General features: G+C 65.8%; 28 protein-coding genes. 14 read left to right on the top strand and 14 right to left on the bottom strand.

Annotated features, from left to right (window positions below; all coding sequences use genetic code 11):
* Positions 1 to 105 precede the first annotated feature (105 nt).
* On the top strand, positions 106 to 891 hold the full coding sequence (locus tag ACFWF1_RS29225; protein WP_379288277.1) for an SMP-30/gluconolactonase/LRE family protein: 786 nt from the start codon (positions 106 to 108) through the stop codon (positions 889 to 891).
* A gap of 188 nt (positions 892 to 1,079) precedes the next feature.
* On the opposite strand, the gene ACFWF1_RS29220 is transcribed toward ACFWF1_RS29225, so the two are convergent.
* Positions 1,080 to 1,241, bottom strand: a complete 162-nt coding sequence (locus tag ACFWF1_RS29220) for a hypothetical protein (protein ID WP_379288278.1) — start codon at positions 1,239 to 1,241, stop codon at positions 1,080 to 1,082.
* A 105-nt stretch (positions 1,242 to 1,346) separates the two neighbouring features.
* On the opposite strand from ACFWF1_RS29220, the gene ACFWF1_RS29215 reads away from it, so the two are divergent.
* The gene (locus ACFWF1_RS29215) at positions 1,347 to 2,306 is read left to right on the top strand and encodes an alpha/beta hydrolase family protein (RefSeq protein WP_379288279.1); all 960 of its coding nucleotides are present in this window, start codon (positions 1,347 to 1,349) and stop codon (positions 2,304 to 2,306) included.
* Between the two features lie 87 nt (positions 2,307 to 2,393).
* On the top strand, positions 2,394 to 3,059 hold the full coding sequence (locus ACFWF1_RS29210; RefSeq protein WP_379288280.1) for a hypothetical protein: 666 nt from the start codon (positions 2,394 to 2,396) through the stop codon (positions 3,057 to 3,059).
* A gap of 15 nt (positions 3,060 to 3,074) precedes the next feature.
* On the opposite strand, the gene ACFWF1_RS29205 is transcribed toward ACFWF1_RS29210, so the two are convergent.
* From ACFWF1_RS29205 to ACFWF1_RS29195, 3 genes are all read right to left on the bottom strand, one after another.
* On the bottom strand, positions 3,075 to 3,233 hold the full coding sequence (locus ACFWF1_RS29205; protein ID WP_379288281.1) for a hypothetical protein: 159 nt from the start codon (positions 3,231 to 3,233) through the stop codon (positions 3,075 to 3,077).
* Positions 3,234 to 3,379: 146 nt separating this feature from the next.
* Complete coding sequence (locus ACFWF1_RS29200) at positions 3,380 to 5,050, bottom strand: bifunctional 3'-5' exonuclease/DNA polymerase (protein WP_379288283.1); 1,671 nt, start codon at positions 5,048 to 5,050, stop codon at positions 3,380 to 3,382.
* Between the two features lie 141 nt (positions 5,051 to 5,191).
* Positions 5,192 to 7,309, bottom strand: a complete 2,118-nt coding sequence (locus tag ACFWF1_RS29195; RefSeq protein WP_379288285.1) for a HelD family protein — start codon at positions 7,307 to 7,309, stop codon at positions 5,192 to 5,194.
* Between the two features lie 103 nt (positions 7,310 to 7,412).
* Between ACFWF1_RS29195 and ACFWF1_RS29190 the strand changes: the two genes are divergently transcribed.
* Entirely contained in the window at positions 7,413 to 8,042 is a 630-nt protein-coding gene (locus tag ACFWF1_RS29190; RefSeq protein WP_379288287.1) for a TetR/AcrR family transcriptional regulator, read from the top strand.
* 6 nt (positions 8,043 to 8,048) lie between these two features.
* On the opposite strand, the gene ACFWF1_RS29185 is transcribed toward ACFWF1_RS29190, so the two are convergent.
* Positions 8,049 to 8,615 carry a TetR/AcrR family transcriptional regulator gene (locus ACFWF1_RS29185; RefSeq protein WP_379288288.1) on the bottom strand — a complete coding sequence of 189 codons (567 nt, stop codon included), beginning with the start codon at positions 8,613 to 8,615 and terminating at the stop codon, positions 8,049 to 8,051.
* A 196-nt stretch (positions 8,616 to 8,811) separates the two neighbouring features.
* On the opposite strand from ACFWF1_RS29185, the gene ACFWF1_RS29180 reads away from it, so the two are divergent.
* Positions 8,812 to 9,678 carry an MBL fold metallo-hydrolase gene (locus tag ACFWF1_RS29180; RefSeq protein WP_379288290.1) on the top strand — a complete coding sequence of 289 codons (867 nt, stop codon included), beginning with the start codon at positions 8,812 to 8,814 and terminating at the stop codon, positions 9,676 to 9,678.
* A 272-nt stretch (positions 9,679 to 9,950) separates the two neighbouring features.
* Here the strand turns inward: ACFWF1_RS29180 and ACFWF1_RS29175 are convergent, their stop codons facing one another.
* Together ACFWF1_RS29175 and ACFWF1_RS29170 are read right to left on the bottom strand one after the other, a co-directional pair.
* The gene (locus ACFWF1_RS29175; protein ID WP_379288291.1) at positions 9,951 to 10,463 is read right to left on the bottom strand and encodes a hypothetical protein; all 513 of its coding nucleotides are present in this window, start codon (positions 10,461 to 10,463) and stop codon (positions 9,951 to 9,953) included.
* A 193-nt stretch (positions 10,464 to 10,656) separates the two neighbouring features.
* Positions 10,657 to 11,100 carry a hypothetical protein gene (locus ACFWF1_RS29170; RefSeq protein ID WP_379288292.1) on the bottom strand — a complete coding sequence of 148 codons (444 nt, stop codon included), beginning with the start codon at positions 11,098 to 11,100 and terminating at the stop codon, positions 10,657 to 10,659.
* 273 nt (positions 11,101 to 11,373) lie between these two features.
* Here ACFWF1_RS29170 and ACFWF1_RS29165 point away from each other — a divergent pair, with 273 nt between their 5' ends.
* Positions 11,374 to 12,393 carry a serine hydrolase domain-containing protein gene (locus ACFWF1_RS29165; protein ID WP_379288293.1) on the top strand — a complete coding sequence of 340 codons (1,020 nt, stop codon included), beginning with the start codon at positions 11,374 to 11,376 and terminating at the stop codon, positions 12,391 to 12,393.
* 41 nt (positions 12,394 to 12,434) lie between these two features.
* Positions 12,435 to 12,791, top strand: coding sequence for a hypothetical protein (locus tag ACFWF1_RS29160; RefSeq protein WP_379288295.1), 357 nt, complete (start codon positions 12,435 to 12,437; stop codon positions 12,789 to 12,791).
* A 7-nt stretch (positions 12,792 to 12,798) separates the two neighbouring features.
* Here the strand turns inward: ACFWF1_RS29160 and efeB are convergent, their stop codons facing one another.
* Genes efeB through efeU form a run of 3 tightly spaced genes read right to left on the bottom strand, consistent with a single transcriptional unit; the run spans position 12,799 to position 16,116 of the window.
* Positions 12,799 to 14,076, bottom strand: a complete 1,278-nt coding sequence (efeB, locus tag ACFWF1_RS29155; protein WP_379288296.1) for an iron uptake transporter deferrochelatase/peroxidase subunit — start codon at positions 14,074 to 14,076, stop codon at positions 12,799 to 12,801.
* On the bottom strand, positions 14,060 to 15,193 hold the full coding sequence (gene efeO, locus ACFWF1_RS29150; protein ID WP_379288298.1) for an iron uptake system protein EfeO: 1,134 nt from the start codon (positions 15,191 to 15,193) through the stop codon (positions 14,060 to 14,062). The genes efeB and efeO overlap by 17 nt, the downstream gene beginning before the upstream one ends.
* 20 nt (positions 15,194 to 15,213) lie before the next feature.
* Positions 15,214 to 16,116 (bottom strand): iron uptake transporter permease EfeU, encoded by a 903-nt coding sequence (efeU, locus tag ACFWF1_RS29145; RefSeq protein ID WP_379288300.1) that lies wholly within the window; start codon positions 16,114 to 16,116, stop codon positions 15,214 to 15,216.
* Positions 16,117 to 16,429: 313 nt separating this feature from the next.
* Between efeU and ACFWF1_RS29140 the strand changes: the two genes are divergently transcribed.
* Positions 16,430 to 16,837 (top strand): hypothetical protein, encoded by a 408-nt coding sequence (locus tag ACFWF1_RS29140; protein WP_379288302.1) that lies wholly within the window; start codon positions 16,430 to 16,432, stop codon positions 16,835 to 16,837.
* Positions 16,838 to 16,889: 52 nt separating this feature from the next.
* The gene (locus ACFWF1_RS29135) at positions 16,890 to 18,125 is read left to right on the top strand and encodes a hypothetical protein (protein ID WP_379288304.1); all 1,236 of its coding nucleotides are present in this window, start codon (positions 16,890 to 16,892) and stop codon (positions 18,123 to 18,125) included.
* A 4-nt stretch (positions 18,126 to 18,129) separates the two neighbouring features.
* On the opposite strand, the gene ACFWF1_RS29130 is transcribed toward ACFWF1_RS29135, so the two are convergent.
* Complete coding sequence (locus ACFWF1_RS29130; RefSeq protein WP_379288306.1) at positions 18,130 to 18,804, bottom strand: response regulator transcription factor; 675 nt, start codon at positions 18,802 to 18,804, stop codon at positions 18,130 to 18,132.
* Between the two features lie 59 nt (positions 18,805 to 18,863).
* Between ACFWF1_RS29130 and ACFWF1_RS29125 the strand changes: the two genes are divergently transcribed.
* The 3 genes from ACFWF1_RS29125 (at position 18,864) to ACFWF1_RS29115 (ending at position 21,845) form a co-directional block, all read left to right on the top strand.
* Complete coding sequence (locus ACFWF1_RS29125; protein WP_379288308.1) at positions 18,864 to 19,706, top strand: phosphatase PAP2 family protein; 843 nt, start codon at positions 18,864 to 18,866, stop codon at positions 19,704 to 19,706.
* Between the two features lie 11 nt (positions 19,707 to 19,717).
* Entirely contained in the window at positions 19,718 to 21,133 is a 1,416-nt protein-coding gene (locus ACFWF1_RS29120; RefSeq protein ID WP_379288309.1) for an ATP-binding protein, read from the top strand.
* Between the two features lie 94 nt (positions 21,134 to 21,227).
* Positions 21,228 to 21,845, top strand: a complete 618-nt coding sequence (locus tag ACFWF1_RS29115; RefSeq protein WP_379288310.1) for a DedA family protein — start codon at positions 21,228 to 21,230, stop codon at positions 21,843 to 21,845.
* Positions 21,846 to 22,119: 274 nt separating this feature from the next.
* Here the strand turns inward: ACFWF1_RS29115 and ACFWF1_RS29110 are convergent, their stop codons facing one another.
* Positions 22,120 to 22,782 (bottom strand): hypothetical protein, encoded by a 663-nt coding sequence (locus ACFWF1_RS29110; protein WP_379288311.1) that lies wholly within the window; start codon positions 22,780 to 22,782, stop codon positions 22,120 to 22,122.
* Positions 22,783 to 22,853: 71 nt separating this feature from the next.
* The gene (locus ACFWF1_RS29105) at positions 22,854 to 23,639 is read right to left on the bottom strand and encodes a dienelactone hydrolase family protein (RefSeq protein WP_379288312.1); all 786 of its coding nucleotides are present in this window, start codon (positions 23,637 to 23,639) and stop codon (positions 22,854 to 22,856) included.
* A gap of 89 nt (positions 23,640 to 23,728) precedes the next feature.
* Here ACFWF1_RS29105 and ACFWF1_RS29100 point away from each other — a divergent pair, with 89 nt between their 5' ends.
* A complete protein-coding gene (locus ACFWF1_RS29100) occupies positions 23,729 to 24,181 on the top strand; it encodes a MarR family winged helix-turn-helix transcriptional regulator (RefSeq protein WP_379288314.1) in 453 nt (150 codons plus the stop codon).
* Positions 24,182 to 24,293: 112 nt separating this feature from the next.
* A complete protein-coding gene (locus ACFWF1_RS29095) occupies positions 24,294 to 24,578 on the top strand; it encodes a hypothetical protein (RefSeq protein WP_379288316.1) in 285 nt (94 codons plus the stop codon).
* Between the two features lie 70 nt (positions 24,579 to 24,648).
* Here the strand turns inward: ACFWF1_RS29095 and ACFWF1_RS29090 are convergent, their stop codons facing one another.
* Entirely contained in the window at positions 24,649 to 25,254 is a 606-nt protein-coding gene (locus ACFWF1_RS29090; protein WP_379288504.1) for a CatB-related O-acetyltransferase, read from the bottom strand.
* Between the last annotated feature and the right edge of the window lie 53 nt (positions 25,255 to 25,307).

The raw sequence follows: 25,307 nt of genomic DNA, 5'->3' as shown, positions 1-25,307 counted from the left end.
GTGTACTGGGTGTGGGGGTTATGCAGAGGGGGTGGGGTTTCGGCGCGTGTGTTATGCGAGAGTGTGCGATTGGTGGAGCAGGCTCGCGGACCGATCGGAGACGATATGCCGACATCGCTGTATACGACGACCGGGCTGCTCGAGGCGCCGCTGGTGGGGACAGATGGCAGTGTGCTGTTCTCCAATGTCACCGGCGGCGGGGTCTATCGCTACCACGAGCAGGGTACGGAGACCGTACTCGCGGCACGGCGAGGAATCGGCGGCCTGGTGTGGCATGCCAATGGTGGTGTGGTGATGACTGGGCGGGATATGTCCTACATCGGTACTGACTCGGTGACGCGACAGATCCTTACCTTGGATGGCGCAACGGGTTTCAACGATCTCACCGTCGGAGCCGACGGCGCGCTGTATGCCGGAGTTCTGCGGCACCAGCCACAGCGAGGCGAGCCCGCTGGGCCGAGCGAAGTCATCAAAATCGGTCCGGCAGGCGATGTCTCGATCGCTGCCGAGAACATTCGCTGGCCCAACGGACTCGGCTTCACACCGGACGGGCAAGCGCTCTATGTCTCCGAATATGCCGAGAGCCGAATCCTGTTGATAGACAACGGCGAAAGTCATGTCTTCGCGACGGCACCGTCCGGCGAGTGCGATGGCCTCGCCGTCGATGCCGAAGGTGGTGTGTGGGTCGCACTCGGCACCGGAAGTGCCGTAGCGAGATTCACCCCGGATGGGCGACTCGATACGAAGATCGACCTCCCCGACGGCTTCGTCTCCTCAGTCGCGTTCGACGGAAGCACCCTGCTGATCACCACGGCAGGCCGCCTGCTGAGCCACCCCGTCGGCATCACCGGCACTCCCATCCCCGCAACCCTCATCCCACTCCCTGACTAGGGCGTGATGCGGAAGTAGGTGAGGTTGAAGTCGTGTTCCCAGGCGGTACCGTCGGTGGATTTCTCCCACGCGCCGATGATCTGATTGCCGTCCGGCGCTGAAGGTGCCGGAATACCGTTGGGAGAAGCCAGGTTCCATGCGCCACATGCGTAAGGTGCTCCGGTCCGAGCTCATTCGGTAGGTGCGGCTCACGCCGCGGGAATCCACTCGAAGGTCGTCCTGCCGCGTCGGTCGGTGCGGGCCGGAGTGTCCGGGCCGAAGAAGCCGGCCTCGAAGACGGCTTCGGCCTTCGACGCCGCGACCGACCCGGAATCATCGCTCGGTCTCGCGCTGCCAGCCGACGTTGACAAAACGGAACAGTGCTCCGTATATTAATTGGAGCAGCGCTCCGCTTCATCGTAACCCGCGCGGACGCTTGTGAACGCCTCGGCAGAGGCCCTCGAAGGGACAGCATCATGAGCGAATCCACTTACCCCGCCGACACTTTCGGCTCCCCGACCCCGGCCCTCTCGGTCAGCCCGGTGGTCCTGCCTGCTCCCGGACGCGCCGTCGACCTGCAGGTGCGCGTCTCCGCGCCCGTGACCGGCAGCGACTTGCCGATCATCCTGCTCTCGCACGGTCAGGGCCCCTCGAACAACCTGTCCTCACTGAACGGCTACGCGCCCCTCGTCAACTTCTGGGCGGCGCACGGTTTCGTCGTGATCCAGCCGACCCACCTGAGCTCGACGACGCTGAGGTTGGATCCCAATACCCCTGGGGCACCGCTGTATTGGCGATCACGCGCCGAGGACATGCACAACATCCTCGATCAGCTCGATGCGCTCGAGGCCGCCGTCCCGCAACTCCGCGGACGTCTGGACCGCGGCAAGGTGGCCGTGGCCGGGCACTCGATGGGCGGGCACACCGCGAGCCTGCTGCTCGGCGCGCGGCTCACCGATCCGGCGGACGGAACGGAGGTGAACCTGGTCGAGCCGCGGATCACGGCGGGCGTGCTGCTTGCCGCGCCCGGTCGAGGAGGCGACGCGCTCACCGAGTTCGTGGCACAGAACTATCCCTTCCTCTCGACCCCGGACTTCGCCGAGATGACGACGCCCGCGCTGGTGGTCGCCGGCGAGAAGGACGCCTCGGCGCACCTGACGGTCGCGGGCCCGGACTGGCACACCGATCCGTACTTCCTCGCCCCCGGCCCCAAGTCCCTGCTCACCCTGTTCGACGCGGAGCACGGGCTCGGCGGGATCTCCGGATACGACGTCGCCGAAACCACCGACGAGAATCCCGAGCGAGTGGCCGCGGTCCAGCGACTCACCTCGGCCTACCTCCGCGCCGAGTTCTACCCGGGCGATACCGCGTGGCAGGAGGCGTGTGCCGCGCTGACCGGCGGCCCGGACCCGCTCGGCCGGGTCGAATCGAAGTAAGCCGAACAAGCATCCTCCGAACCGGGCGAAACACGGTGCGATGCATGCTGATCCGATTATGTCGGTAGGTGGCGTTAACCTGCTGACATGGTCGGAACGGACTCGGCACTGCGCCGACTGATGCGCGAGGCAGGCAAGCTGCTGCAGCCGTATGGCTTCGACGGCTCGGAGGACACCTGGGTGCGCGTCATGCCCGATGGCGTGGCGTCCGTCGGGCGCACCCGAACGCTGCGGACCTGGACCGACGGGCAGCAGGTGCTCAGATTCGGCCTGTGTCTGAGCGCGACACCGACCGCATGGTGGGAGTTCCACAACTGGCGCAACGCCCAGCTCGGACGCCCGCCGGTGCCGATCGAGCAGGCGAGCGGCCCCGGCCTGATCAACGATCAGGGCATGCCGGACAACTTGACGGAATTGTGGTCGCTGGGAGTCGATCCGTCCCAACCTGGACGACACGCGCTACAGACCGATATCGACACCATCCGCGCCGAGCTACCCAAGCGCGTGCACGCCTACGCGCGCCGCGCCCTTCGACTGCTGGAACCCGACCGATACCTCGACGAACTACTGGCCGACCCGAACCCGCAGTACGCGACCTGGGAGGCGATCGTCGTCCTGCTCGCCGACCGCGGACCAGGACCGGAACTGGACGAGGCCGTCCGCCGGTTACACGCATATCTCCCTGGTCAGGACGCGCCGATCGACGCGGCGAACCTCATCGCCTACGCACAGGGCCGCGCGGCACTGGTCTGAGATAGACGGTCCAACCTAGCCAAATCGATCATCTCCACCCGGCTCGGGCGAAGCCTTGAGCACCTGTCCGATGCGGGTCAGTACGTCGATCTGTGCGGAGTCGCAGAGGTCGTTCACGGCGAATTCGACCGCGTCGACGTAGGAGTCCAGCAGACCCGGATGCCGGGTGAACATGGCCCGAACCTGAGGCGTTATCCGTTGGCCGGCATCGTCCTCATACGAATCCTCCAGGCCGCCAACGGAAACCGCGAAGCGGAGCGGAGCGATCCCTACATCACCTCCGCCACGGCATCGATCAGCGCGGGCGTCCAGGCCTAGACCTACTTCGCGTCGAAGTAGCACTCGACGATGGCGGTCGTGAACGGGAATCGGACCGGTATGGGACCAAAGGTGATGCGGCCTGCGGCGTCTGCGGCTGTGGTGATCATTTCGGCGACGGTCGCGGCCTCCTCGGCAGGGCAGTGCACGATCACCTCGTCGTGTTGGAAAAAGGCCAGTTCGGCGCGGAGGCCGGCGTGGCTCATCGCGTGACGCAGGCCCGCCAGGACCAGCAGGGCCCAATCGGCGGCACTGCCCTGGATCACGAAGTTGCGGGTGAAGCGGCCGCGGGCGCGAGCCGCGGCGGAGCTGCCGTACCCGTTGACCTGCTCCTGCGACAGTTCCGCCTGCTCGGGCGAGGTGACGGAGGCCGGTGGGCAGGTGCGGCCCAGCCAGGTGCGCACCAGACGGCCCTGTTCGCCGGCACGCGCCGCTTCGTCGACATAGGCCATCGCAGTGGGATAGCGGCGGCGGAGTTCAGCCATGTGGGCAAGGGCATCGCCGGAGGTTTGGCCGTAAATAGCGCCCAGCAGAGCGAGTTTGGCTTGGGCGCGGTCGCCGCCGAAGGCGCGGGCGGCCAGATCCGCGTAGAGGTCTTCGCCGCGGCCCGCCACCTCCATCAGTCCTGGGTCGCGGGAGACCGCGGCGAGTATTCGCGGCTCCATCTGGTCGGCGTCGGCGACCACCAGGGACCAGCCGGGGTCTGCGCGGATCGCCTGCCGGACCACCTTCGGGATCTGCAGGGCGCCACCGCCGTTGGTGGTCCAGCGGCCGGAAACCGTTCCGCCTGGCAAATATTCGGGACGGAAACGGCCGTCGTGCACCCATTGTTCGAGCCAGGCCCAACCGTTGGCGGTGTGCAGGCGGTAGAGCGATTTGTATTCCAGCAGGGGCGCGACCGCAGGGTGATCGATCTGCTGCAGTTCCCATTTCCTGGTGGAGGACAACAAGATTCCGGCGCGGGCGAAGGTTTTGATGATCTCGTTGGGCAGGTCCGGCCGGACGCGCACGCCGCCGAACGCGCGCGATACCTGGTCGGCCAGGTCCGCCATCTTGCGCGGTTCCAGGCCGCTCGGGAACCGCTCACCGAGCAGCTTGTCCAGCAATTCGCGGTGTACGTCCGCGCGCCAAGGGATTCCGGCTCTGGACATCTCCGTGGCCACCAGCATGCCCGCCGATTCGGCGGCGACAAGCAGCCGCATGCGGTCCGGATGTTCAGCCTTCGCAGTGCGGGCAACCTGTCCCGCGTAAACCTCCAGCAGGGCCGTGAATTCGTCCGTGCCCGGCGGCAGCGGCACCGGTCCGGACTCGAACAGCGACGGCTGGGTCTCGGCGGCCCGGGCAGGCGCATCCGGCGGGACAGGCAGATTGTGCAGTCGTGCCCAGGCCGCCGCCAGCGAGCGGGCCTGCCCCGACTGCCCCTCCTCGTGCCCGATCAGCAGCGCCTCCGCCGCCTGCACGTCATAGCACCGCTCGACCCGCACCCCGGCCGCCAGCAGCGATCGGTAGATCTCCGCCGTCGACCGCCACACCCACCGCTCGACCTCCGGTCGCGACCGCACCGCCTCGGCGAGCGAGGCCTCGCGGACCACCGGCCCCGCCGGCCGACCGTCCTGATCAAGCGGACACAGACAAGCACCCCCACCCTCCGTCTCGGCCACCGCCCATCTCATGCCCCGGAGTCTTGCACCGAGCACCGACAACCTCGTCGATAGCCGACCACAGCGCGAGAGTCGCGGTGCGAATCACCAGGCTGGTCGGCGGCCGACCGGCATGGAGCTCGGCTCGAACCGCAGGTGCCGCGGTCCGCGGTCTCAGACGCTCATCGCGGGTTCTCGAGTTAGGGGTTCCGGTAGGGCGTCGGCGTGGATGACGCGCAGGTTGCTGACAGCTCGGGTCAGCGCGACGTAAAGCCGTTGCAGGCCTCGTTCTTCCGATTCGGCGATGCGGGACGGTTCGACAACCAGGACCGTGTCGAATTCCAGGCCTTTGGCGATGGTGACCGGGATCAGGGTCAGGCGGGTGGAGTCGATGTCCGCTTCGGTGGCACCGAGGACAGTGTGCTGTAACCCGTTGGCGGAGAGAGCTTCCCGCAGGTCTGCGATGTCACAGTCGGCGGCGATGAGACCAACGGATCCTTCGTCGGTCAGTGCGGTGGTGCATGCCGCGAGGATTGCGCCGGTCATGTCTTGCGGTGTGACCCTGGTGATTTGGAGGGCATCCGCGGACTGGCGGTATGACGCCGGGCCGCGTAGCTCAGGGGCGATGTGTGGGAGTAGGCGAGCGGCGTAGTCGATGACCTGGGCGGGGACTCGATAGCCGCGGGTCAGTTCTTCGATGTGGCCGTTCGGTTTTGCGAGGTGGGTGAGGACGGTGGTCCAGTCTGTGGCGGCGGAGGGGCTGGTGGCTTGGGCCAGATCACCGAGGACGGTGCAGGCGCCTGCGACGCGGCGGCCGATTGCCCGGATTTGCATGGGGCTGAGGTCTTGGGCTTCGTCTACGACGATGTGGCCGAGTTTCGCTGGGCGCCGGATCATGGCCGAGGCCTCGTCGATCAGCGCCAGGTCGGGGCCGGTCCAGGTCATGGATTTCACGCTGCGCGGGCGCGGGGTGCGCAGGATGGCGTGCTGCTCGTCGGCGGAGAGGATGCCGTCGGCTGCGATGGCGAGTTGCTCGGTATCGGTGAGAAGTTCGAAAATCATTCGGGTGGAATCGGTTTCGGGCCACATCTGCTGGACGGCACGGACAATCGCCTTGGTGCGACAGAGCTGAGCAAGTGTGCTCGTGGTGCTCGGGTGCCCGGCCCGTTCCATCTGGCGCAGGACAAGCAGCGCCAAGCGCTGGGCGAGCAGTTCGATGCCGCTGCGGTAATCGGTGCCGCGGTTACAGACCTCGTCGAGTTCCTCGGCGATCTCGTCGGAATACAGGTGCCAGGTGCGCTGTAGATACTTGACCTGCACCGACTCGTCGAGCGGCCGGACGCGCGACCACAGGTGGCGCCGAATGACTTCGGCCATCCGGGCGTCGCCTTTGATGCGCTCGATGTGCGGATCGTCGGCTCGCGCGACGGTGATGCCGGAGTTGGTGAGCTCATCGATGGTGGTTTGTAAGACCTCGACCTCGCCGAGGGCGGGCAGGACGTTGCGGACATACGCGAGGAAGGCCCGGTTCGGCCCGATGACGGCGACCCCACCCTCCCGTTGTAGCCGCTCCCGCTCGGTGAACAGCAGATACGCCAGCCGGTGCAGGCCGACGGCGGTTTTTCCGGTGCCGGGCGCGCCCTGAATACACAGCGTGCGTTCCAGCGGAGAACGCACCAGGCTCATCTGTTCGGGTTGGATCGTGGCCACGATGTCGCGCATCGGCCCCTTGCGTGGCCGTTCGATTTCCGCGGCCAGCAGATCGCTTCCGCCGGAGTGCGCGAACCGTGCGTCCAGCGATTCGTCTTCGAAGGCGGTCAACTCGCCGTGGTGATCGAAGCCGAACCGGCGGCGAATTCGAACCTTCATCGGGTCCTGGTGACTGGCTTCGTAGAAGGCGCGCGAGAGCGGAGCACGCCAATCGATGACCATGAGCTCGCCCGCCTCGTCGCTCACGCCGCGGCGGCCGATGTAGACGCGATCACTGTCCGGTGCCGCCGAAGGTGAACCAACACTTCGGATTTCGTCGTAGACGTCACCCAGCGGGAAGTCCAGGCGGCCGAAGAACAACGGCACATCGTCGAGATCGGACAGTTCCTTGATCTGCTTCTGATGGAACTGGCGCGCCGCGAAGTTCTGCATCTTGTCGAAGACATCGCCCGACCCCCTACCGGTGGCGAGCGCGGTGACGGCCTCTTCGCGCATGCGGGCAAGCGCCGCGCGGCAGGTACTCAGATAGTCGCGTTCGACGCGAATCTCGGGCTCGACCTGGCCGTACTCAGCATTGTGCATGATCGCGACAACTCCCCACCTCGCAGCGCAAAATAAGTTAACTCGGTCAAGTATATGATCAAGTTAATTTGTATACCAAATAAGTTTTGACTACCCTGGATCCATGGAGGAACCCGGGCTACGCGAGCGCAAGAAGCGCCGCACTCGTGAGGCGATCGTCGAAGCCGCCTTCACCCTGTTCCAAGAATCCGGGTTCGACGGCGTCTCGGTCGCCGACATCGCCGCCGCCGCCGAGGTGTCCAAGCCAACCCTGTTCGCCTACTTCCCCACCAAGGAAGATCTCGTCCTGCGCCGATTCATCAACGGCGGCAGGGGTTCCGCGCTCGTCGTGCGCGAACGCCCCTCCGGCACATCGGCATTGAGCGCGCTACGCCAGTACTTCCTCGACCGGCTCGCCGAGCGTGATCCGCTCACCGGACTCAACGACACCCCGGCGGCGATCACCTTCCACCACCTGCTGTATTCCACGCCCGCCCTGATGGCCCACCTAGCCGGTTTCATGCTCGTCCAAGAACAAGACCTCGCCGACGAACTGCTCGCATCCGGCCGGCCGGGCGACGAATTCACCGCCCACCTGGTAGCGGGCCAGGTCTTCAGCACGCAACGAATCCTCACGCACCACAACGCCTCGGCGATACGTTCCGGCCACAGCGCCGACGACATCTATCCCACGGCGGTCACCCGCGCCGAGACCGCCTTCGGCCTTTTGGAGAGCCAGACGTTCAACCCCTGAACCTGCTTATCCGGCGTGCGTGGCGAGCAGGTCGTCGACGAGGTGGTGGGCGTAGTGGGTGCTCAGGGCGTTGGGGCGAAAGAGTATGCGGTACATCATGGGGGCTACTACGCGGTCGAGGATCGATTCGACGTCGTGTGTGGGTTCGCCGCGAAGGTTGGCGCGGGTCACGATGGTGTTGATTTGGTCGGCGGCGTAGTCGGAGCATTGGCCGGCGTTGGTGCCGTGGGGGTCGCCGAGTAGGGCGTCGCGGATGTAGGCGCGGCCGGGGGGTGAGTTCATTTCGTCGAGGAATTGTTCGGCCCAGGCGGTCAGGTCGGCGGTGAGGGTGCCGTGGTCTTCGGGTTCGGTTTCTGGGCGGAGGTGTTCGACCGCTACGTCGGAGAGTAGTTCGCGCAGGTCACCCCAGCGGCGGTAGATCGTCGACGGGGTGACTCCGGCGCGGGTGGCGATCAGTGGGACGGTGAGCGCGTCGCGGCCGAGTTCGGCCATCAGTTCGTGCGTGGCCGTGTGGACCGCCTGTTGGACGCGGGTGCTTCGCCCGCCAGGACGGACCATCGGTTTGCGGCTCATCTTGTCACCTCACAGTGTGTCGAGCAGGTCAGACAGTTGCGGAGATGGGCTCGGCTGCAGCCTCTTCGGGCGCGGCGAGTGGACATGAGAACCCCGGCGGTCGGTAAACGCGAATAGTTTGCTTTAACGTCAGAGTAGGAGCTACCGTTGCTTAACGCAAACCAATCGCGTTTACCCGCAGCCGAAGGAGCTTCTCGTGACCACATCCCCCTCCTGGACTGCCGGCGAGCTCACCATCCATCGCATCGACGAGATCGCGCTGCCGCGCCCCACCGGCGCCTGGTTGCTCCCAGCGGCCACTCCTCGGCTGGTCACCGAAAACTCTTGGCTGCAACCGAATTTCGCCGACAACGACGGCACCCTGAATCTGAACAGTCACACCTTCGCCGCGACGATCGATGGGTTGCGCGTGCTGGTCGACACCGGCATCGGCAACGGCAAAACACGTGCGAACCCGGCCTGGGACAACCTCGACACCGACTACCTGCAGAGACTCGACGCGGCCGGATACGCACCGGAGTCCATCGATCTCGTCGTGCTCACCCACCTGCACACCGACCACGTCGGTTGGAACACTCAGCGGCACAACGGCAAATGGGTTCCGACCTTCCCCAACGCCCGCTACCTCACCTCGCGCACCGAATGGCGATTCTGGGCCGACTACGACATGGACCAGCCACGGCAGCAGATGTTCGACGATTCAATCCACCCGATCAACGATGCCGGACTCCTCGACATCCTGGACGTCCCCGATTCAGGCCTGGACGTGGCCCCAGGACTGCGCCTACTCCCCACCCCGGGCCACACACCCGGACACCTCGCCGTCCAACTGGGCGACGCCGCACTGATCACCGGCGACTGCATCCACCACCCCGTCCAATTCGCCGACCCCACCATCGGCAGCTGCGTCGACATCGACCCGAGCCGAGCCGAAACCTCCCGCCGCGCCCTCCTCGAATCCCTCACCGGCACAGGCACTCTCCTACTCGGCACGCATTTCCCGCCACCCACGACCGGTTTCGTCGTCAGCGACGAAGGCACCTACCGACTCGTCCCGGCCTGACAGGGCAACCCGCCGAGTCATGTCGCGCACCACCGAGATCCGCTGCGTGGCAGTCATTCTCACCGGACATCTTTGCTGAACGCCCTATCGATTCGCTGTTCGAGTAGTTCGGCGAGCACCGGGCGCAGCACACCACGTGCCTACGATCGATCGGCGACCAGTATCGGCGACAGTCGAATCCTGGCTCTGATCAACAGGTTTCCTGAGGCGGATGGTGGCGGCCGCCACCATCCGCCTCAGGGTCCGAGTTCGGCGTTGGTCCTACGGAACTGTCAGTGCTGGCAGAGCCATTCGGTGCCGTAGTGCGCGGCGTTGTCGCCAGTGAGGTGAACCCAGCGGCCGTCACCTTCACAGGGTGCACCCTCGACCCTGGCCGTGTCCTGCGGGGTCGTTGACGGGGCGACCTGCGGAGTTGTTTCGGGGCCGGCACCGTAGTTGGGGTTGGTGCAGATTGTGCCTTCGCACGGCACCCAGGTGCCGTCGCCGTTGGGGTTCTGGATAGCGTTGGGGCCGATGTAGCTGCCGAGCGGGCAGCCCGGATCCTGGTTCTTGGCACAGTATTCCGGGCTCAGGTTGTTGTTGGTGGAGCCGTCGGCGCCGCGCTGCTGCGGGCTGGTGGGCGGTGGTGCCACCGTCGTGGTGATGGGGATGGTGGTGGTCGCCGCCGCCGAGGTGGTTGTCACCTTCGGTGTGCTGGTGCCCGGTGCTGGTGTCGAGTCGTCCGAACAGGCCGCCGCACCCCAGATAACAACCACCCCCACCAGGACTGTCAATACACGTTTCATCATTCCCGCCTCTCTCGAAAGCCACGAACCCCTTGCCGGTATTGGTGTCGCCGGGCGATCAGCGGATGCAATCGCGCAGACAAGTCTTCAGGTGAGCGTGCTCGCCAGGACAAACCGCCAGCCCGCAGCGGTGTGTCTCCCGATCGGTGGAGTACTCGGGTGCGTCTGCGGTGACAATTCGATGTGTTTCCGGCTAGGCGACGAAGTCGACCGGGCCGAACTCGAGTTCGGCCTGGACGATGGCGGCGGCGATGTCGTCGTGGAACGTGTCGGTGATGCAGTTCCACGCCTCGTCGCAATAGAACAGGTACATCTCGGAGGCGGATTCATACTGCGCGATCGCCAGCCCGGCAAAGTATTGAACGAGCTGCCCGCCGACAAAATGCCGTGTCCTGCCCGTAGGCGTGGCCCCACGAATGTCCGCCGCGCGGAGAACTCGTGCGCCATCGATGAACTGCGGCAGTTTCGTCACCAGCGGATTATCCACGCGCAAAGACCCGGTGCCCAAAATGGGGCGGGGGAACAACCCATCAACCAGTCGGCCTCTGCCAAGGTCAGTGCCGGAAGTCGAGGAGTCTCGCTCACGCGATCGAATCTCGCGGAGCGGACCGCCGCCCTCCGACAGATCGCCACGCAACGATGGTCTGGTGGGGCCAGCACGAATGGAAAGTAGGGTGCCTGCTGGATAGGAGAGGACCCCGATTGCTCATAGCGTGAACCGAGTCAACAACTGAAGGGAATCACCTTGCGCATCAGGGTTTGTGATCGATCGTTGGCCATCGTGGCGGTGACCGGAGCATTGGTTGCCCTCATGGCTACGGGTTGCGGTTCCACTGGAACTGCGCCAGCCGGGCCCGTTGCTGATGCTGGGCGGGCGAAAATCACTGAGGCCCTGAACAATCTGATCTCGGTGGACCATCTGCCCGGTGCGCAGATCGTGGTCACCGATCGCGGCCAGGTGTGGAGCGCGACCGCCGGAGCAGGCAACATCGAGCAGGGCACGCCGTTCCCGGACCACGCTCGAGTCCGGATCGCCAGCAACACAAAGACGTTCGTGGCGACGGTCATGTTGCAACTGGTGGCCGAGGGCAAGGTCGAATTGGATGCGCCGGTGGAACGGTATCTGCCGGGCGTTGTGCACGGGCCAGGGATCGACGGGAATCGGATCACGATCCGAAACCTGTTGCAGCACACCAGTGGAATCCCCGAATACGCGGCGGAGTTCGGGACGACACCCAAACCCGGGCAGATCGAGACCCACGATGAGCAAGTGCGTTGGGGGAAAACGGATATGACCGAAGTCGTCCGCAACGCCCTCACCGCACCTGCCGATTTCGAACCCGGCGCACAGTGGGCCTATTCCAACACCAACTACGCCATCGCGGGCATGGTGATCGAGAAGATCACCTCGAGCACGATCGGCGCCCAAATCACTCACCGGATCATCGACCCCCTCGGCCTACCCGACACCTACTACCCCGACCCCGATGAAACCGACATCCGCGGCCCACATCCGCTGGGCTACACCGAAATCGACGGCAAACTAATCGACTACACCAGCCAGAACGTCACCTCGGCGGGCGCAGCGGGAGCGATGGTCTCGACCGGCGCCGACCTCAACCGTTTCTTCACCGCACTCCTGGACGGCACCCTGCTCCCACCAGCCCAACTGGCCGAAATGAAAACTACCGTCCCCCTGGGCATTCCAGGGCCGCCCACGGGCTATGGCCTGGGCCTCCTCTACCACCAGCTCCCCTGCGGCACAGACAGCTGGGGCCACGGCGGCGACATCGACGGCTTCGAAACCCGCGGCGGCGCGACCACCGACGGCCGCTCGGTCACCGTGATCACCAACCAGGTCCCCACCGCCGCGGAACCCACCACCCACATCAACCAACTCGTCGACGCCGCCCTCTGCCCCACCACCTGACGACCACGTAATTGTCGGTGTCACAAGGCAAGATCTGGCCCATGAGCTTCGACATGCTGGTCTGGGAAGGCGAACGGCCGGACAACGACACCGACATGCACAACGTGCTGGACAGCTTGGCCAGATATCGAGAGGCTCGAGTTGTCCGAGGAGACAAGCCCGACCCGCCGAGCCAGCAGATCGCGGAGTTCGTGCAGGCCCTATTGCACCGCTGGCCGGACTGCCGCGAGGAGGGCAGTCCTTGGGCCAGCGGCGGCACCGGCGACGCGGACGGCTCCTCGCTGATCATCAATATCCGGTGGGGCAGGCAGGACGAGGTGGCCCCGTTCGTGGCCGGATTGGCGAAGGTGCACGGCCTCGTCTGCTACGACCCGCAGCAGGGCTGCCTACGACCGTAGCCGGGTATCAACTCGAGAACAGAGTTGATCCCCAGTAGTCGTCGGCCCCGAGCCCCGGCGGTACCGCGAAGACCGCTGAGCCAACATGTTTGATGTATTCGTTCAGGGCGTCGTTGCGAGCGAGGTTCTGCTGCATCGGGACGAACTGGGTGAGCGGGTTTCGGCAGTAGGCGATGAAGAAGAGACCCGCGTCGAGGTGGCCGAAACCGTCGGAGCCGTCGGTGAAGTTGTAACCGCGGCGCAGGATTTGGATACCGCCGAGTTCTTCGGCGGAAGCCAAGCGCACGTGGGCATCTTTATCGACGAGTGGCCCGGACGGCCCGGCCGACTGCAGATCGAGTTCGTCGAACTCGTCCTTGCCACCCATCGGTGCGCCGGTGCCCTTGGTGCGACCGATAACTCGCTCCTGCTCGTGCAGCGTGGTGCGATCCCACGGCTCGATCAGCATGCGGATCCGGCGGGTCACCAGATACGAGCCGCCGGCCATCCAGGCCTGATCGTCACCGCGATCGACCCAGACGAACTTGTCGACGGTGTCGTGATCCTCGGCCTTGATGTTGCGTGTTCCGTCCTTGAACCCGAGCAGGTTTCGCGCCGTCACCTGACTGGTCGAGGTCGAGGACGTACGCCCGAACCCGAGCTGCGACCACCGCACCGACACCGCGCCGAATCCGACGCGCGCGAGGTTACGGATGGCGTGCACCGCGACCTGCGGGTCGTCCGCACACGCCTGGATGGCGATTTCACCACCGCTGCGCGCCGGATCGAGCGCGTCCCCGGTGAACTTCGGTAAATCGGTGAGCGCCTTCGGTTTCCGCGACGCGATCCCGAACCGGTCGACCCCGTCGGCGGTGGTGAACAGCGACGGACCGAACCCGATCGTCAGCGTGAGCCGCGAGGGCGAAAGATCCAGTGCCTCACCGGTATCGGTCGGCGGCTTGTACGCGCCGGCACCGATGGCACCGCCGGGCGCGGCCTCGCGCCCCGAGGTCATCCGCTCCGCCATCAGCGTCCAGGTCTTGAGCAGATCGACCAGCTCGGCGCGGGATTTGGTGTGCACGTCGAATACCGCGAAATGCAGCCGGTCCTGCGCGGGCGTGACGATGCCCGCCTGGTTGGTGGCGCGGAACGGCACCACCCCGGAGGCGGCGGCCGCCGAGGCCGGGCTCGACATCCGCCCGGCCAGCACCCCGGCCCCGGCCGCCGCGACGCCGATACCTGCTGACCCGATCAGGCCGCGGCGCGAGATGCCGCCGCGACCTGCGGACTCACGCTCCCGCGACAACGCCCTGCACCTGACTCACCACCGCGGACAACGCATCGATCTGCCGCGCTAGCGCGGCGCGCTGATCGTTGCTGACCGTGTCGTAACTGACATGACCGTCGCCCTGCCGGTACTTTGCGAGCTCGCTGTCGAGTTCGGCGAAGCGCCGGTCGATCTGCGTGCCCAGATCGGGATTGCGCTCGTCGAGGATCGGCCGCAGGCTGGCGATCGCCGCCTGGGAACCGTCGACGTTGGCCTGGAAGTCCCACAGGTCGGTGTGCGAGAACGTGTCCTCTTCACCGGTGATCTTGGTGCGCGCGATCTCATCGAGCAGGCCCTGCGCACCGCCTGCCACCTGCACCGGATCGACGGTGTAGCTCGCCGCGCTGACACCCGTCACCAGTTCCCCGACATCGGTGAGCAGCTGGTCGGCCATTTGATTGGTGTCGGGCTGTAGGCCCTGTGTCCAGAGATCCTTTTCCAGCCGGTGGAATCCGGTCCACTTGTCGCCGGGGACGACATCGGCTTCGCGCAGATCCAAGCGCGGATCCAGATTGTCGGGGAAGCTCTCGGCGACCGGTTCGATGCGTTCGTAGTAGGTGCGGGCCACCGGGTACTGCTTCTTGGCGGACGCGATATCACCTGATTTGATCGCCGCGACAAACGATTTCGTGGTCTCCTGCAGCGCGGTCACCTGACTCACCAGATACCGCTTGTAGCCGTCGGCCGCATCGGCGAGTTTGCCGGTCTCATCCCGCTTTTGCGCCTCACCGGTCACGGTGAAGTCATGCCGGATGCCGTCGCCGACCATGCCCGGCTTGCACGCGGTCTGGTACTTGCCCGGATCGGGCACCGAGACGATCAACTGGCGGGTGAGCCCGGGACCGATGTTCTCGATCTCACCGATGACCCGCTCGCCGGCGCCGTACACGTAGAACTCGGTGACCTTGGTCCCGTTGTTGACGATCCGGAAGGTCACCGTGCCGGTTTCCGCCGAATCCTTGGCCACCGCGCAGGTGGAGTCGTCGGCGGTGACCGCGATATCGCCCGCCGACGCTGCATCGGTCTTACTGGTGCACGACACCAACAACGCTGGAACTGTCACCGCGACCGCTATCGGGAAAATGGAGAAACGCACGGAGAGTGGACCTTTCGTTGTCACGGCTGGGCCGCGGTATCTGTCGAAGAGCGAGTCGCGGGGTTCGCGCCCGCGGTGGCGGGCACCGGGCGCAGGAACAGGAACAGCACCACGACCACATAGAGCAGCCAGGCGAGCGCTTGCAGCACCGTCGGGTCGGCGCGGAAGTTGAAGATGCCCTGCGCGACCGTGCCGTACCAACTCGACATCGAGAACCACGAGGAAATGTCGAACGCGTTGTGCGCCAATCCCGGCAGCCAGTCCGCGGTCTGCAGCGCTCGAATTCCGTAGGCGAGAATCCCGGCGGCGACCACGATCAACAGCACGCCGGTGTATCGGAAGAAGGTGGCGAAATTGATCCGAACGGCGCCCAGGTACATCAGTACGGTCAGCGCCGCCGCGACGACAATTCCCAGCAGCAGACCGATCAAGGGCCATTGACTGCCCGCGGTGTTCTCGGCGTATCCGACCATCAACAGCGCGGTCTCCACGCCCTCGCGTCCGACCGCGAGAAACGCCAGCATCGCGACCGCCACCGGCCCGACATCGAGCGCATGCGACAGGCCCGCCTTCAAATCCCCGGAAATGGACCGCGATGCCGTCCGCATCCACAGGACCATCCAGGTCACGATCACGACCGCGGCCAGCGACGCGAGCCCGGCGATCAGCTCCGCGGCGATGCCGGTGACCGTGGAGGTGCCGTAGCGGATGCCGACGAAGATCGCGACGACCATCGCGACGGCAGCGCCCACCCCCGCCGCGACCCACTTCAACGACTCGCGGCGCTGCGACTTCACCAGAAAGGCCACCAAAATCATGACCACGATTCCGGTCTCGAGCCCCTCACGCACTCCGATCAACCCGCTGCCGAACAATTGAGCGGCGACCGAAGGTGCGCCGGAAGCAAACCCCTGCTCTGTCACATCCACTCCCAGTCGAACCAAACCCAGCCTAACCACAGTTCGGCAAGGCAAACCTAGTGTTGCACGCAGATCGGCAGTTTTGAAACCCGGTCCGGAAAGGTCGGCGCGCCGTACCGATCACGGCCGAGGCCGACCCATCCGCGCGGGTTCCCGGTTGTGCGGTGCGCGATCCAGCGGAAACGCCGGTGTCGATGCACGCGGGAAACGTGAACTGGGGAGCCCGCATGGTTATGAAATTGGTTGTCTTGCCTGACAATTGGGCTACGGCATGGCGGTGCGCTCGTCATCCGGTGACGCTCCCCTGGAGGGCTCGATGACTTTTGTGACCGCGCTGTTGCTAGCAGGCTTCCTCGGGGCAATGCCGGTGCCGGCCGCGCAAACCGGCGCGATCTGGCTGCATGACGACAGCTACGTATCCGCAGGCAAGGCCAATGCGTATATCGACGTGCAGTGCCCGAAGGGGCAGCAGGGCTGGACCCTGACCGTCCACCTCACCGCCGTCAAACCCGGACAGCCGACCGCCACCGGCTCGCTGACCTCGAAAGTGACCTGCGACGGCAACACCCAATGGCACCAGCACCCGGTCACCGTCCGCCCCGACAGCACACCGTTCTTCGCCAGCCACGACAAACAGAACCAGGGCGTCGCCGAACTCCGCGACCCCACCGGCACCCTGGTCGGCACGAATAGCAAGCAGATGACCTTCTACGCCTGGAATTAGCCGCCGGCGTCCTCAGCGTCGCTTCAGCGAGCTGTCCCTACAGTCCCGCGTTATGACCGAAACAACGCGACCCTGTGCCGAGACCCGCCGCGTGCTGCTGAGCAAGGTGCCCGAGGTCACGGTGTGGTTCTGGATCATCAAGATCCTGTGCACGACCGTGGGCGAGAGCTTCGCCGACTGGATCAACATGACCTTGGGCGTCGGCTTGGATCTGACCGCGCTCATCTTCACGGCCGTCCTGGCGGCAGTGCTGGCGTGGCAGTTGCGGCTGGACCGCTATGTGCCGTTCGTCTATTGGCTGTCGGTCGTCGTGCTGAGCGTGACCGGCACCCTCTACACGGACATCCTCACCGACAATCTGGGTGTGCCGCTCGCCCTGAGCACCGGTGTCTTCGCGACGATCTTGGTCGTGGTGTTCGGCGTGTGGTTCGCACGGGAGCGGACGCTGTCGATCCACAGCATCGTCACGCTGCCGCGAGAGCTGTTCTATTGGCTCGCGGTCCTGGTCACCTTCGCCCTGGGGACCGCGGCCGGCGACTGGTCATTGCAGCTGACCGGTTGGGGCCCAGGCGTTTCGGTGCTGCTGCCCGCCGGTTTGATCGTCGCGATCGTGATCGGCTGGCGAGCGGGCGCGAACGCGGTGCTGTCGTTCTGGCTCGCCTACATTCTGACTCGCCCGCTGGGTGCGAACCTCGGTGACTGGTTCGCGACGCCGTCGAGCGAGCACGGACTCGGCTTGGGGACCGCGGCGACGAGCGTGCTGTTCCTTGCCGCGATCCTCGCGTCGGTCATTTACCTGACGCGCACTCATCGCGATGTGATCGCGGAGCCCGAGAGCGTCCGCGCACCGACCACGGTTCGCGAGCAGGTCATGGTCGGTTACTACATCGTGGTCGCCGCAGCCACCGCTGCTCTGCTGATATGGGCCGCCGCGCAGCCACATACCGTGGTGACGAGCGACGAAGAAGCCTCGACCGGCACCACCGCACTCGCTCCGGGCCAGGCGACCGCACGTTTCCCGCAGGGCGAAGTCGCGAAGTTCCGCACCATCACCCAGGACACGCTCGCGCGGGTCCGGGCCGGCGACCAGCCCGGCGCGAAAGCCAGGATCAAAGACCTCGAAACCGCTTGGGACGACGACGAATCCACCCTGCGCCCGCTCGATGGCAACGCCTGGCAGGTGCTCGATGGGCAGATCGACGACGCGCTGAAAGCGGTGCGCGCCAGGACTCCCGACGCCGCGAGCGAGACGAGGGCGTTGACCGCACTGTCGACCACGCTCGGCTGAGCCGTCAGCCGGCGTCGAGGAGGCGGTAGCCGACGCCGCGGATGGTCTCGATGGTGGTCAGGCCGAAGGGGGTGTCGATCTTGCGACGGAGGTACCCGACGTACACCTCGACGACGTTGTCGGATCCTTCGTAGTTGCTGTCCCATACGCCGCGCAGGATGTCGTTCTTGGTGACGACGTCGCCCTTGTGCCGGATCAGGTATTCGAGCACGCCGTATTCGCGTGGCGTCAGCGAGATTTCGTGTCCGGCGCGGGTGACGATTCGCCGCGCCGGGTCGACCGACAAACTGCCCGCAGTGAGGATCGCGGGGCGTTCCGGTGCGCCGCGGCGGACCAGGGCGCGCAGGCGGGCGATAAGGATGACGAACGAGAAAGGCTTGGTCAGGTAGTCGTCGGCGCCGAGATCGAAGGCGTCGGCCTGGTCGTATTCGCCGTCCTTGGCCGAGAGCATCAGGACCGGCGTCCAGACCTGACGTGCGCGCAGTTCGCGCACGATCTGATAGCCGTGTTTGCCGGGCAGCATGATGTCGAGCACCAGCACGTCGTAGTCGCCGGACGCGGCCAGTTCCAGGCCGTCGAATCCGTCGTGGGCGACCTCGACGACGAAACCCTCGGCCGTCAGGCCGCGACGCACGGTCTCCGCCAAGCGGACCTCGTCATCGATCACCAATACGCGCACCCGCCACCACCCTCTGTGCTCTCAGTGTTTCCACAGCGGCTCGCGCCGAGACTGCGGGCATGTCCATCATTCTCGACCTCGTCGAAAGCACGGTACGCGAGATCACCACCGAGGCCGCCACCGCGGAGATCACCCTGTCGATCGGTGCGGCCGGTGCCGCGGCGATCGTGGCGTCACTGGTCGCCGATCGGTGGCGACCTGCGCGCAGCCTGGGGCACACCACGGTCCGGCGGCTCGTGCGCGCGGTGGCCGTGCTCGTGATGTTCATCGAATTGGCTGCGCACGCCTCGAGTTCCGGCTGGTTGACCGGCGAGGACGCCGCGGTGCTCGACTGGTTTACGACACATCGGTCGCCAGGATGGACCACCGTCGCACGCGTCATCACCACGGTGGGCGATCCGATGGGCATCGCGGTGCTCGGCCTCGCGGTGGCGACCGTGCTCGCGTGGCGGGCGCGTAGCGCGGTGCCGATGGTGTTGGTCCTCGGCATCGTGGCGGTGTCCTCGGCGACGAGCACGATCACCAAGGGATTGGTCGGGCGGGCGCGTCCGCCGGCGGCCGTGCAGCTGATGTCGGAGACCGATTTGGCGTTTCCCTCCGGGCATGTCACGGGCGCCACCGCGCTCGCCGGAGCAGTGGCGCTCGTATATCTCAGTGCGCATCGGTCGGCGGTGCGGCGCGTTGTCGCGGTGGTATTGGTTGTTGTTGTGGCGCTCGTTGTTTCGGTGACCCGCCTGTACCTGGGCGTCCATTGGCTCACCGACGTCGCCGGTGGCGCGGTGCTGGCGTGTTCGGTGGTGTTGATCGGCGCGGCCGTGCAGCCTTACCTGGGGTCGGTTTTGCGCAGGCCGAGGCGACACACCGATGCGGCGGATGCGCCGTTCGCGGGGCACAGCACGTAAAGGTGGTCACGATGAAGCCACTCGCGTCACGTCGACGGCACGGCCGCGGGTTCGCCGACGCCGCAATGCGATTGCTCGGCGCGATCACGCACCCCACTCGATGGGGGCTGAGGGTGCGTTCGGCGCTCATCGTCACGGTCGTCATCACCGCGGCACTCGCGATCGCGGCGCTGTCGTTGACCTATGTGCTGTATCGGTCGTTGATCACCGCCTCCGACGACGCCGCGGCCGACCGGATCCGGCAGATCGAGGGACAACTCGCCCTCACCTCCCCCGCCGAGTTGGACCGCACTGCGCTGGCCACCGACAACCGCGTCTCGATCGTGCAGATCATCGATCAGAACGGACAGGTGGTGCAACGGTCCACCGGAAGCCCCGCCGGGCCGATCACCGACAGCCGACCGGAGCCGGGGACCATCGCATACGACCTACCTGCGACGCCCGGGGCAGATGAAGGCCGAGTGAGCGCGGCGACCAGCGGTGGCTACACCATCGTCGTCGTCACCGATCAGGAAGAGGTCGAGCGGACAATCAAGCTGGTCGCGGTCCTGGTCGCGCTCACCACCCCGTTCATCGTCGTCCTCGCCGCATTGGCCACCTACGTGCTGGTCGGGCGATCCCTGCGCTCGGTCGAAGACATCCGCACCCGCGTCGCCGCCATCACCAGCGCCGACCTCACCGACCGCATCCCGGTGCCACCGCAACGCGACGAAATCGCCGCACTCGCAAGGACTATGAACGACATGCTGACCCGGATCGAGGCCGGGCACAGCGCGCAACGCCGCTTCATCAGCGACGCATCCCACGAACTGCGCAGCCCGCTCACCACCATCACCGCCGCCCTCGAACTCGGCCGCACGCAACCCACCGTGCTCGATGCCGCCATGCTCGACGACACCCTGCTCCCCGAGGCCGAGCGGATGCGCCACCTCATCGACGACCTGCTGCTGCTGGCGCGCGCCGACGAAAACGCCCTCACCCACCGGCACACCGATGTCGACCTCGACGACATCCTCACCACCGAGGCCGCCCGCACCCGCACCACCACCGCGCTGACCATCGAGGTCACCGTCGAACCTGCGCGGATGACCGGCGATCCCACCCAGATCGCCCGGGCGGTGCGCAACCTGCTCGACAACGCCACCCGCTACGCCACCGGCACCATCTCGGTCCGCTTGCGGCAGGACGGCGGCTCGGCCCATATCGAGATCGCCGACGACGGACCGGGCCTCGCCGCGAACGAGCGCCGACGCGTCTTCGACCGCTTCTACCGACCGGACCACGACCGCGGCCGCGGCACCGGCGGCACCGGCCTCGGCCTCGCCATCGTCGCCGAAATCATCGGCGCCCACCACGGCACCGTCCGCCTCGACGCCAACCTCCCCACCGGCACAATCGCCGTCATCGACCTGCCCCTCGCCCCCTGACCCGCCGCTTCTCAGCGTGCTCACAGCGCCCCGAGGGCAGTGTTGGCCGCGAGCCACCTGCCCTGATCACCGCGCGAAAGAGGCCGTCCGCCGCATGCAGCAATTCATCATCAGCTACGGATTGATCGCGATCTTCGTTCTCATGCTCGCCGAATCCGCCTGCATCCCCATCCCTTCGGAAGTCACCATGCTGCTCGGCGGCGCCCTCGCGGCCGGCGCGGTCGCCGGAACCCACTTGAACCTCGTCGCGGTCATCGCCGCGGGGACCCTCGGCAATGTCGCGGGGAGTTACCTCGCCTGGCTGGTCGGCCGCTACGGCGGTCGGCCCGCGCTGCATCGTTGGGGCAGGTTCGTGCTGTTGCGGAGCGAGGAGATCGATCGAGCCCAGGACTGGTTCGTCCGGCGAGGCAGTTCTTCGGTGTTCTGGGCTCGCCTACTGCCCGGCATCCGCACCTTTATTTCGTTGCCCGCCGGTATCGCGGCGATGGCTCCCGGTCGGTTCGGCATCTACACAGTGGCCGGTTGCCTTCCGTGGACCGCGGCGTTGGCCGTCGTGGGGTACGCCGTCGGAGCCAACTGGCACAACGTCGAGAACGCACTGCGTGGCCCGAGCTATTTGATCGCCGCGATCGCTGCGATCGCCATCGTGGCCGCCGTTTTCATCGCGATCCGCCGACGCCGCCGCGAGCCCGTCCGGTCCAGTACTTCGTGACCCAATGGCGATGGCCCCCGAACCAAACTGGTTCGGGGGCCTCAACCAGCAAAGGTACACCGAGAATCCGTTGCTCTGCGGGGAATTCACCAAAAATCTATCAACGTGATAGCCATCGCGTCATTCCTCGCAATTCGCCCACCCGGACCAGGATCTGCGCGAATGCGCTGCCACGAGCAGGGACACGCCCGGCAGTTCGTCAGCACCAGGGCAGGCGCACCGCTTCGAGGTCCGGTGCAAGCGTACCCAGCAGCTCGCCCTGACGATCGAACAGTCAATTGTCGGCCGAGCTCTCGAAATACACCAGGACCTTGCCCTCGCGCGAACTGACACTCACACATAGGGTGTGCCGATCCAGCGGCCAGCCCGCTTCGCGGCACATAGTCCAGTCTCGGCTCGACTCGGAGTACCTGAGTTCCCAGCCTCGCGCCTCGTTCAGATGCCGGGCAACGTGCTCGGCTACGCGAACATCGGAACTGCCGTCCGTGCTTGCGATGTCGAAGACACGCATACAGATCGTCGACGAATTGCCCGCGCAGCCTCGGTCTCGATTCTCGAGTGCCACCAGACCGCCCGGCAGCGGCAACAACTCGCCACTGCTCGGCACCCGAGCCCGCTCACCACCCATGATCCAGACAAACAGCAATACGAACAGCACGCTGATCGTGCAGAAACCCGAGGCGAGCACCCGTCCGAGCCTGACCCGGACCGGTCGGTCTTCGGTCCGTCTATCGGCCACCACCCCCCAAACGACAATGGCGGCATCCGCAAAGGTCGACAGCATCATCAGCGTTTGCGTCCCCTCCGTCAGCGCCCAGCCCATACCGATCACGACCTGAGCTGTTGCGATCGCCGCCAGAGCGGCCCCCACCCGACGCCAGACCTTCGAATTCTCGGCGGCCAGCAGCCAACATGCCAGTGGCGCAAGGAAAATCAATCGAAGCACCGCGTCAGCCTAGGTGAGCAGTCAGCCCCCTCAGCAGACCGTTGCCCTTTGGGTTTCGGGGTTCAGCTGTTGGCCAGGGCGCGGGCGAGGAGAGGAATCAGACGGTCCCAGTGATGTTGGAGCGCAGCGGGATTGAAGGCGTCGGTGTCGGACATAGTGAAGCCGTGGACGGTGTCGGGGTAGAGCTCGGCGGTGTTGCCGAGGCCGGCGGCGGCCAGGGCTTGGTGGAGCTGGTCGACAGACTCGGGTGGCATGTCGTTCTCGGCGAGGCCGAGGTGGAGTTGGGTGGGGAGTTCGGGGATGAGGAGGTGGGGGCTGTCGGGGGCGTCGGTGACCAAGGCGCCTGGGTGGAATCCGGCGACGGCGGCTACTCGGTCGGGGTAGGCGGCTGCGGTGCGCATCGCCAAGACGCCGCCGAGGCAGTAGCCGATCACGGCGACCGGGCCTGGGCTGACCTGCGGCTGGGTGGCGAGGAAAGCGAGGTAGGCGTCGGCGTCGAGCAGGACACGTTCGGTGGTGTGCGCCATGACCAGCGGGATCAACCGGGCGGCGATCGTGGGCCGGATCTCGTGGGTGATGTGCTCGGGAAGTTCGACCAGAGGTGTCGGGCCGTTGCGGTACAACAGATTAGGGATGAGCACGTAATATCCGTGCTCGGCCAGTTCGCGGGCTCGCTGTTCGAGCACGGGCCGTATGCCGAAGACGTCCATGTACAGCAGCACTGCCGGGTGCCGTGCGCCGTCGTCGGGGTAGGCGGCGAACGCGTCGGCTTGGCCGTCCGCGGTGGGAATCTGCAGTGTCTTGGTCTCGATGGAAATAGTGGATCTTCCTTTCTCAGGCTGTCGCACAGCCGGTACATCGTTAGTGGGATAAACGTTCTTGGCACTAACGAACGTAGAACGTTAGTGACACTAACGCAAGTGGGTATGCTGCATCCATGACTACGACGTCACCGCGTTTGCGCGCCCTGCCCAGCCGGCTGTTGAGTCAGGCGGCGACCCACGGCGATCGACTGGTGTCCGACGGACTCGCGCGGATCGGCGCGCGCAAGTGGCACTACGCGGTGCTGGCCACGCTCGCCGACGCGGGCCCGGCGAGTCAGGCCGAAATGAGCAGGCGCACCGGCATTTACCGCAGTGACATGGTCGCGGTGCTCAACGAGCTCGAGCGCGACGGATACGCCCAACGAGTCCCCGACCCGGACGACCAGCGACGCAACGTCATCACGCTGACCAAAGCGGGCACCAAGCGGCTACACGAACTCGATGCCGTACTGGCCGGCCTGCAACAGGAACTGCTCACCCCGCTCACCGCGACACAACGCGAACAACTCGCCGCACTACTGACCCAGCTCATCGACCATCACGACCGCGACCCGAGTTCGGTGTAGCCGACCAGGTAGTCCGCTTCCAAAACTTCAGGTATTCGGTACTCGTGCCACGAGTCGGTGATCGGTGGACGCTGACAGTTGCTCGACACCGATTCACCTGGAGGTGCCCATCGTGGCCGCATTATGGATTCGCACGCGCCGGATGGTGCTGCCCAACACGTTCCGAGACATCAACGACCTGAAGGCCAGCATTGTGCCGGTGTTGGTACAGAGCCACTTCGATCATGTCGTGAACGACCCCGGCGAGGTGGCCGGGAACCGAGGGGCCATCCGCCTTTCGGTGGTATACCTGCCCATCGCCGGACGAGAGTTCTACCAGCAGGTCATCGCCGCCGGTGACGACGCCGACGTCACGTTAGGTGTAGTCGAGGACATTCAACGCCAGATCTCGATTTAGATCGCGAGCATGTGCTCGATAAGGTCGGCGGCGCGCACGGTGCCGTCCTCAGCTCACGCGTCGGTATCACTTATTTCAGGTTTGCGGCGGCCTCGAGGTCGGTGATGCTGCCGGACATGATCGTTCGGATGTGTTCGGTGATGTGGTCGACGGGCCAGTCCCACCAGGACACTGCCAATAGACGGGCAATGTCCTTGTCTTCGTAGCGGTTTCGGATGAGGCGGGCTGGGTTGCCGCCGACGATGCCGTAGTCGGGTACGTCGCTGACGACGACGGAGCCGGTGCTGATGATCGCGCCGTGACCGATGTGGACGCCGGGCATCACCGTTACGCCGTTGCCGAACCAGACGTCGTTGCCGACGACGGTGTCGCCTCGGCTCGGCAGGCCGGTGAGCAGGTCGAAGTGGTCCGACCAGGAGCCGCCCATGGTGGGGAACGGGAAGGTCGACGGGCCGTCCATGCGGTGGTTGGCGCCGTTCATGATGAACCGGGTTCCGGTGCCGAGTGCGCAGAACTTTCCGATGATCAGCTTGTCTGGTCCGTAGTGGTACAGCACATTTCGGGTTTCGAACGCGGTCGGATCGTCCGGGTCGTCGTAGTAGGAGTACTCCCCCACCTCGATCAGCGGTGAGGTGACCAGCGGCCGCAATTGCACGACTCGCGGCTGGCCTGCCATGGGGTGGAGCACGGTCGGGTCTGCGGGAATGTTGGGCACAGCGAAACTCCTTC

It is taken from the genome of Nocardia sp. NPDC060255 (genome assembly GCF_042727395.1).
Lineage (GTDB): Bacteria > Actinomycetota > Actinomycetes > Mycobacteriales > Mycobacteriaceae > Nocardia.
Note: the sequence above shows the minus strand (reverse complement) of the source record. Positions and strands in the feature narration are given on the sequence as shown.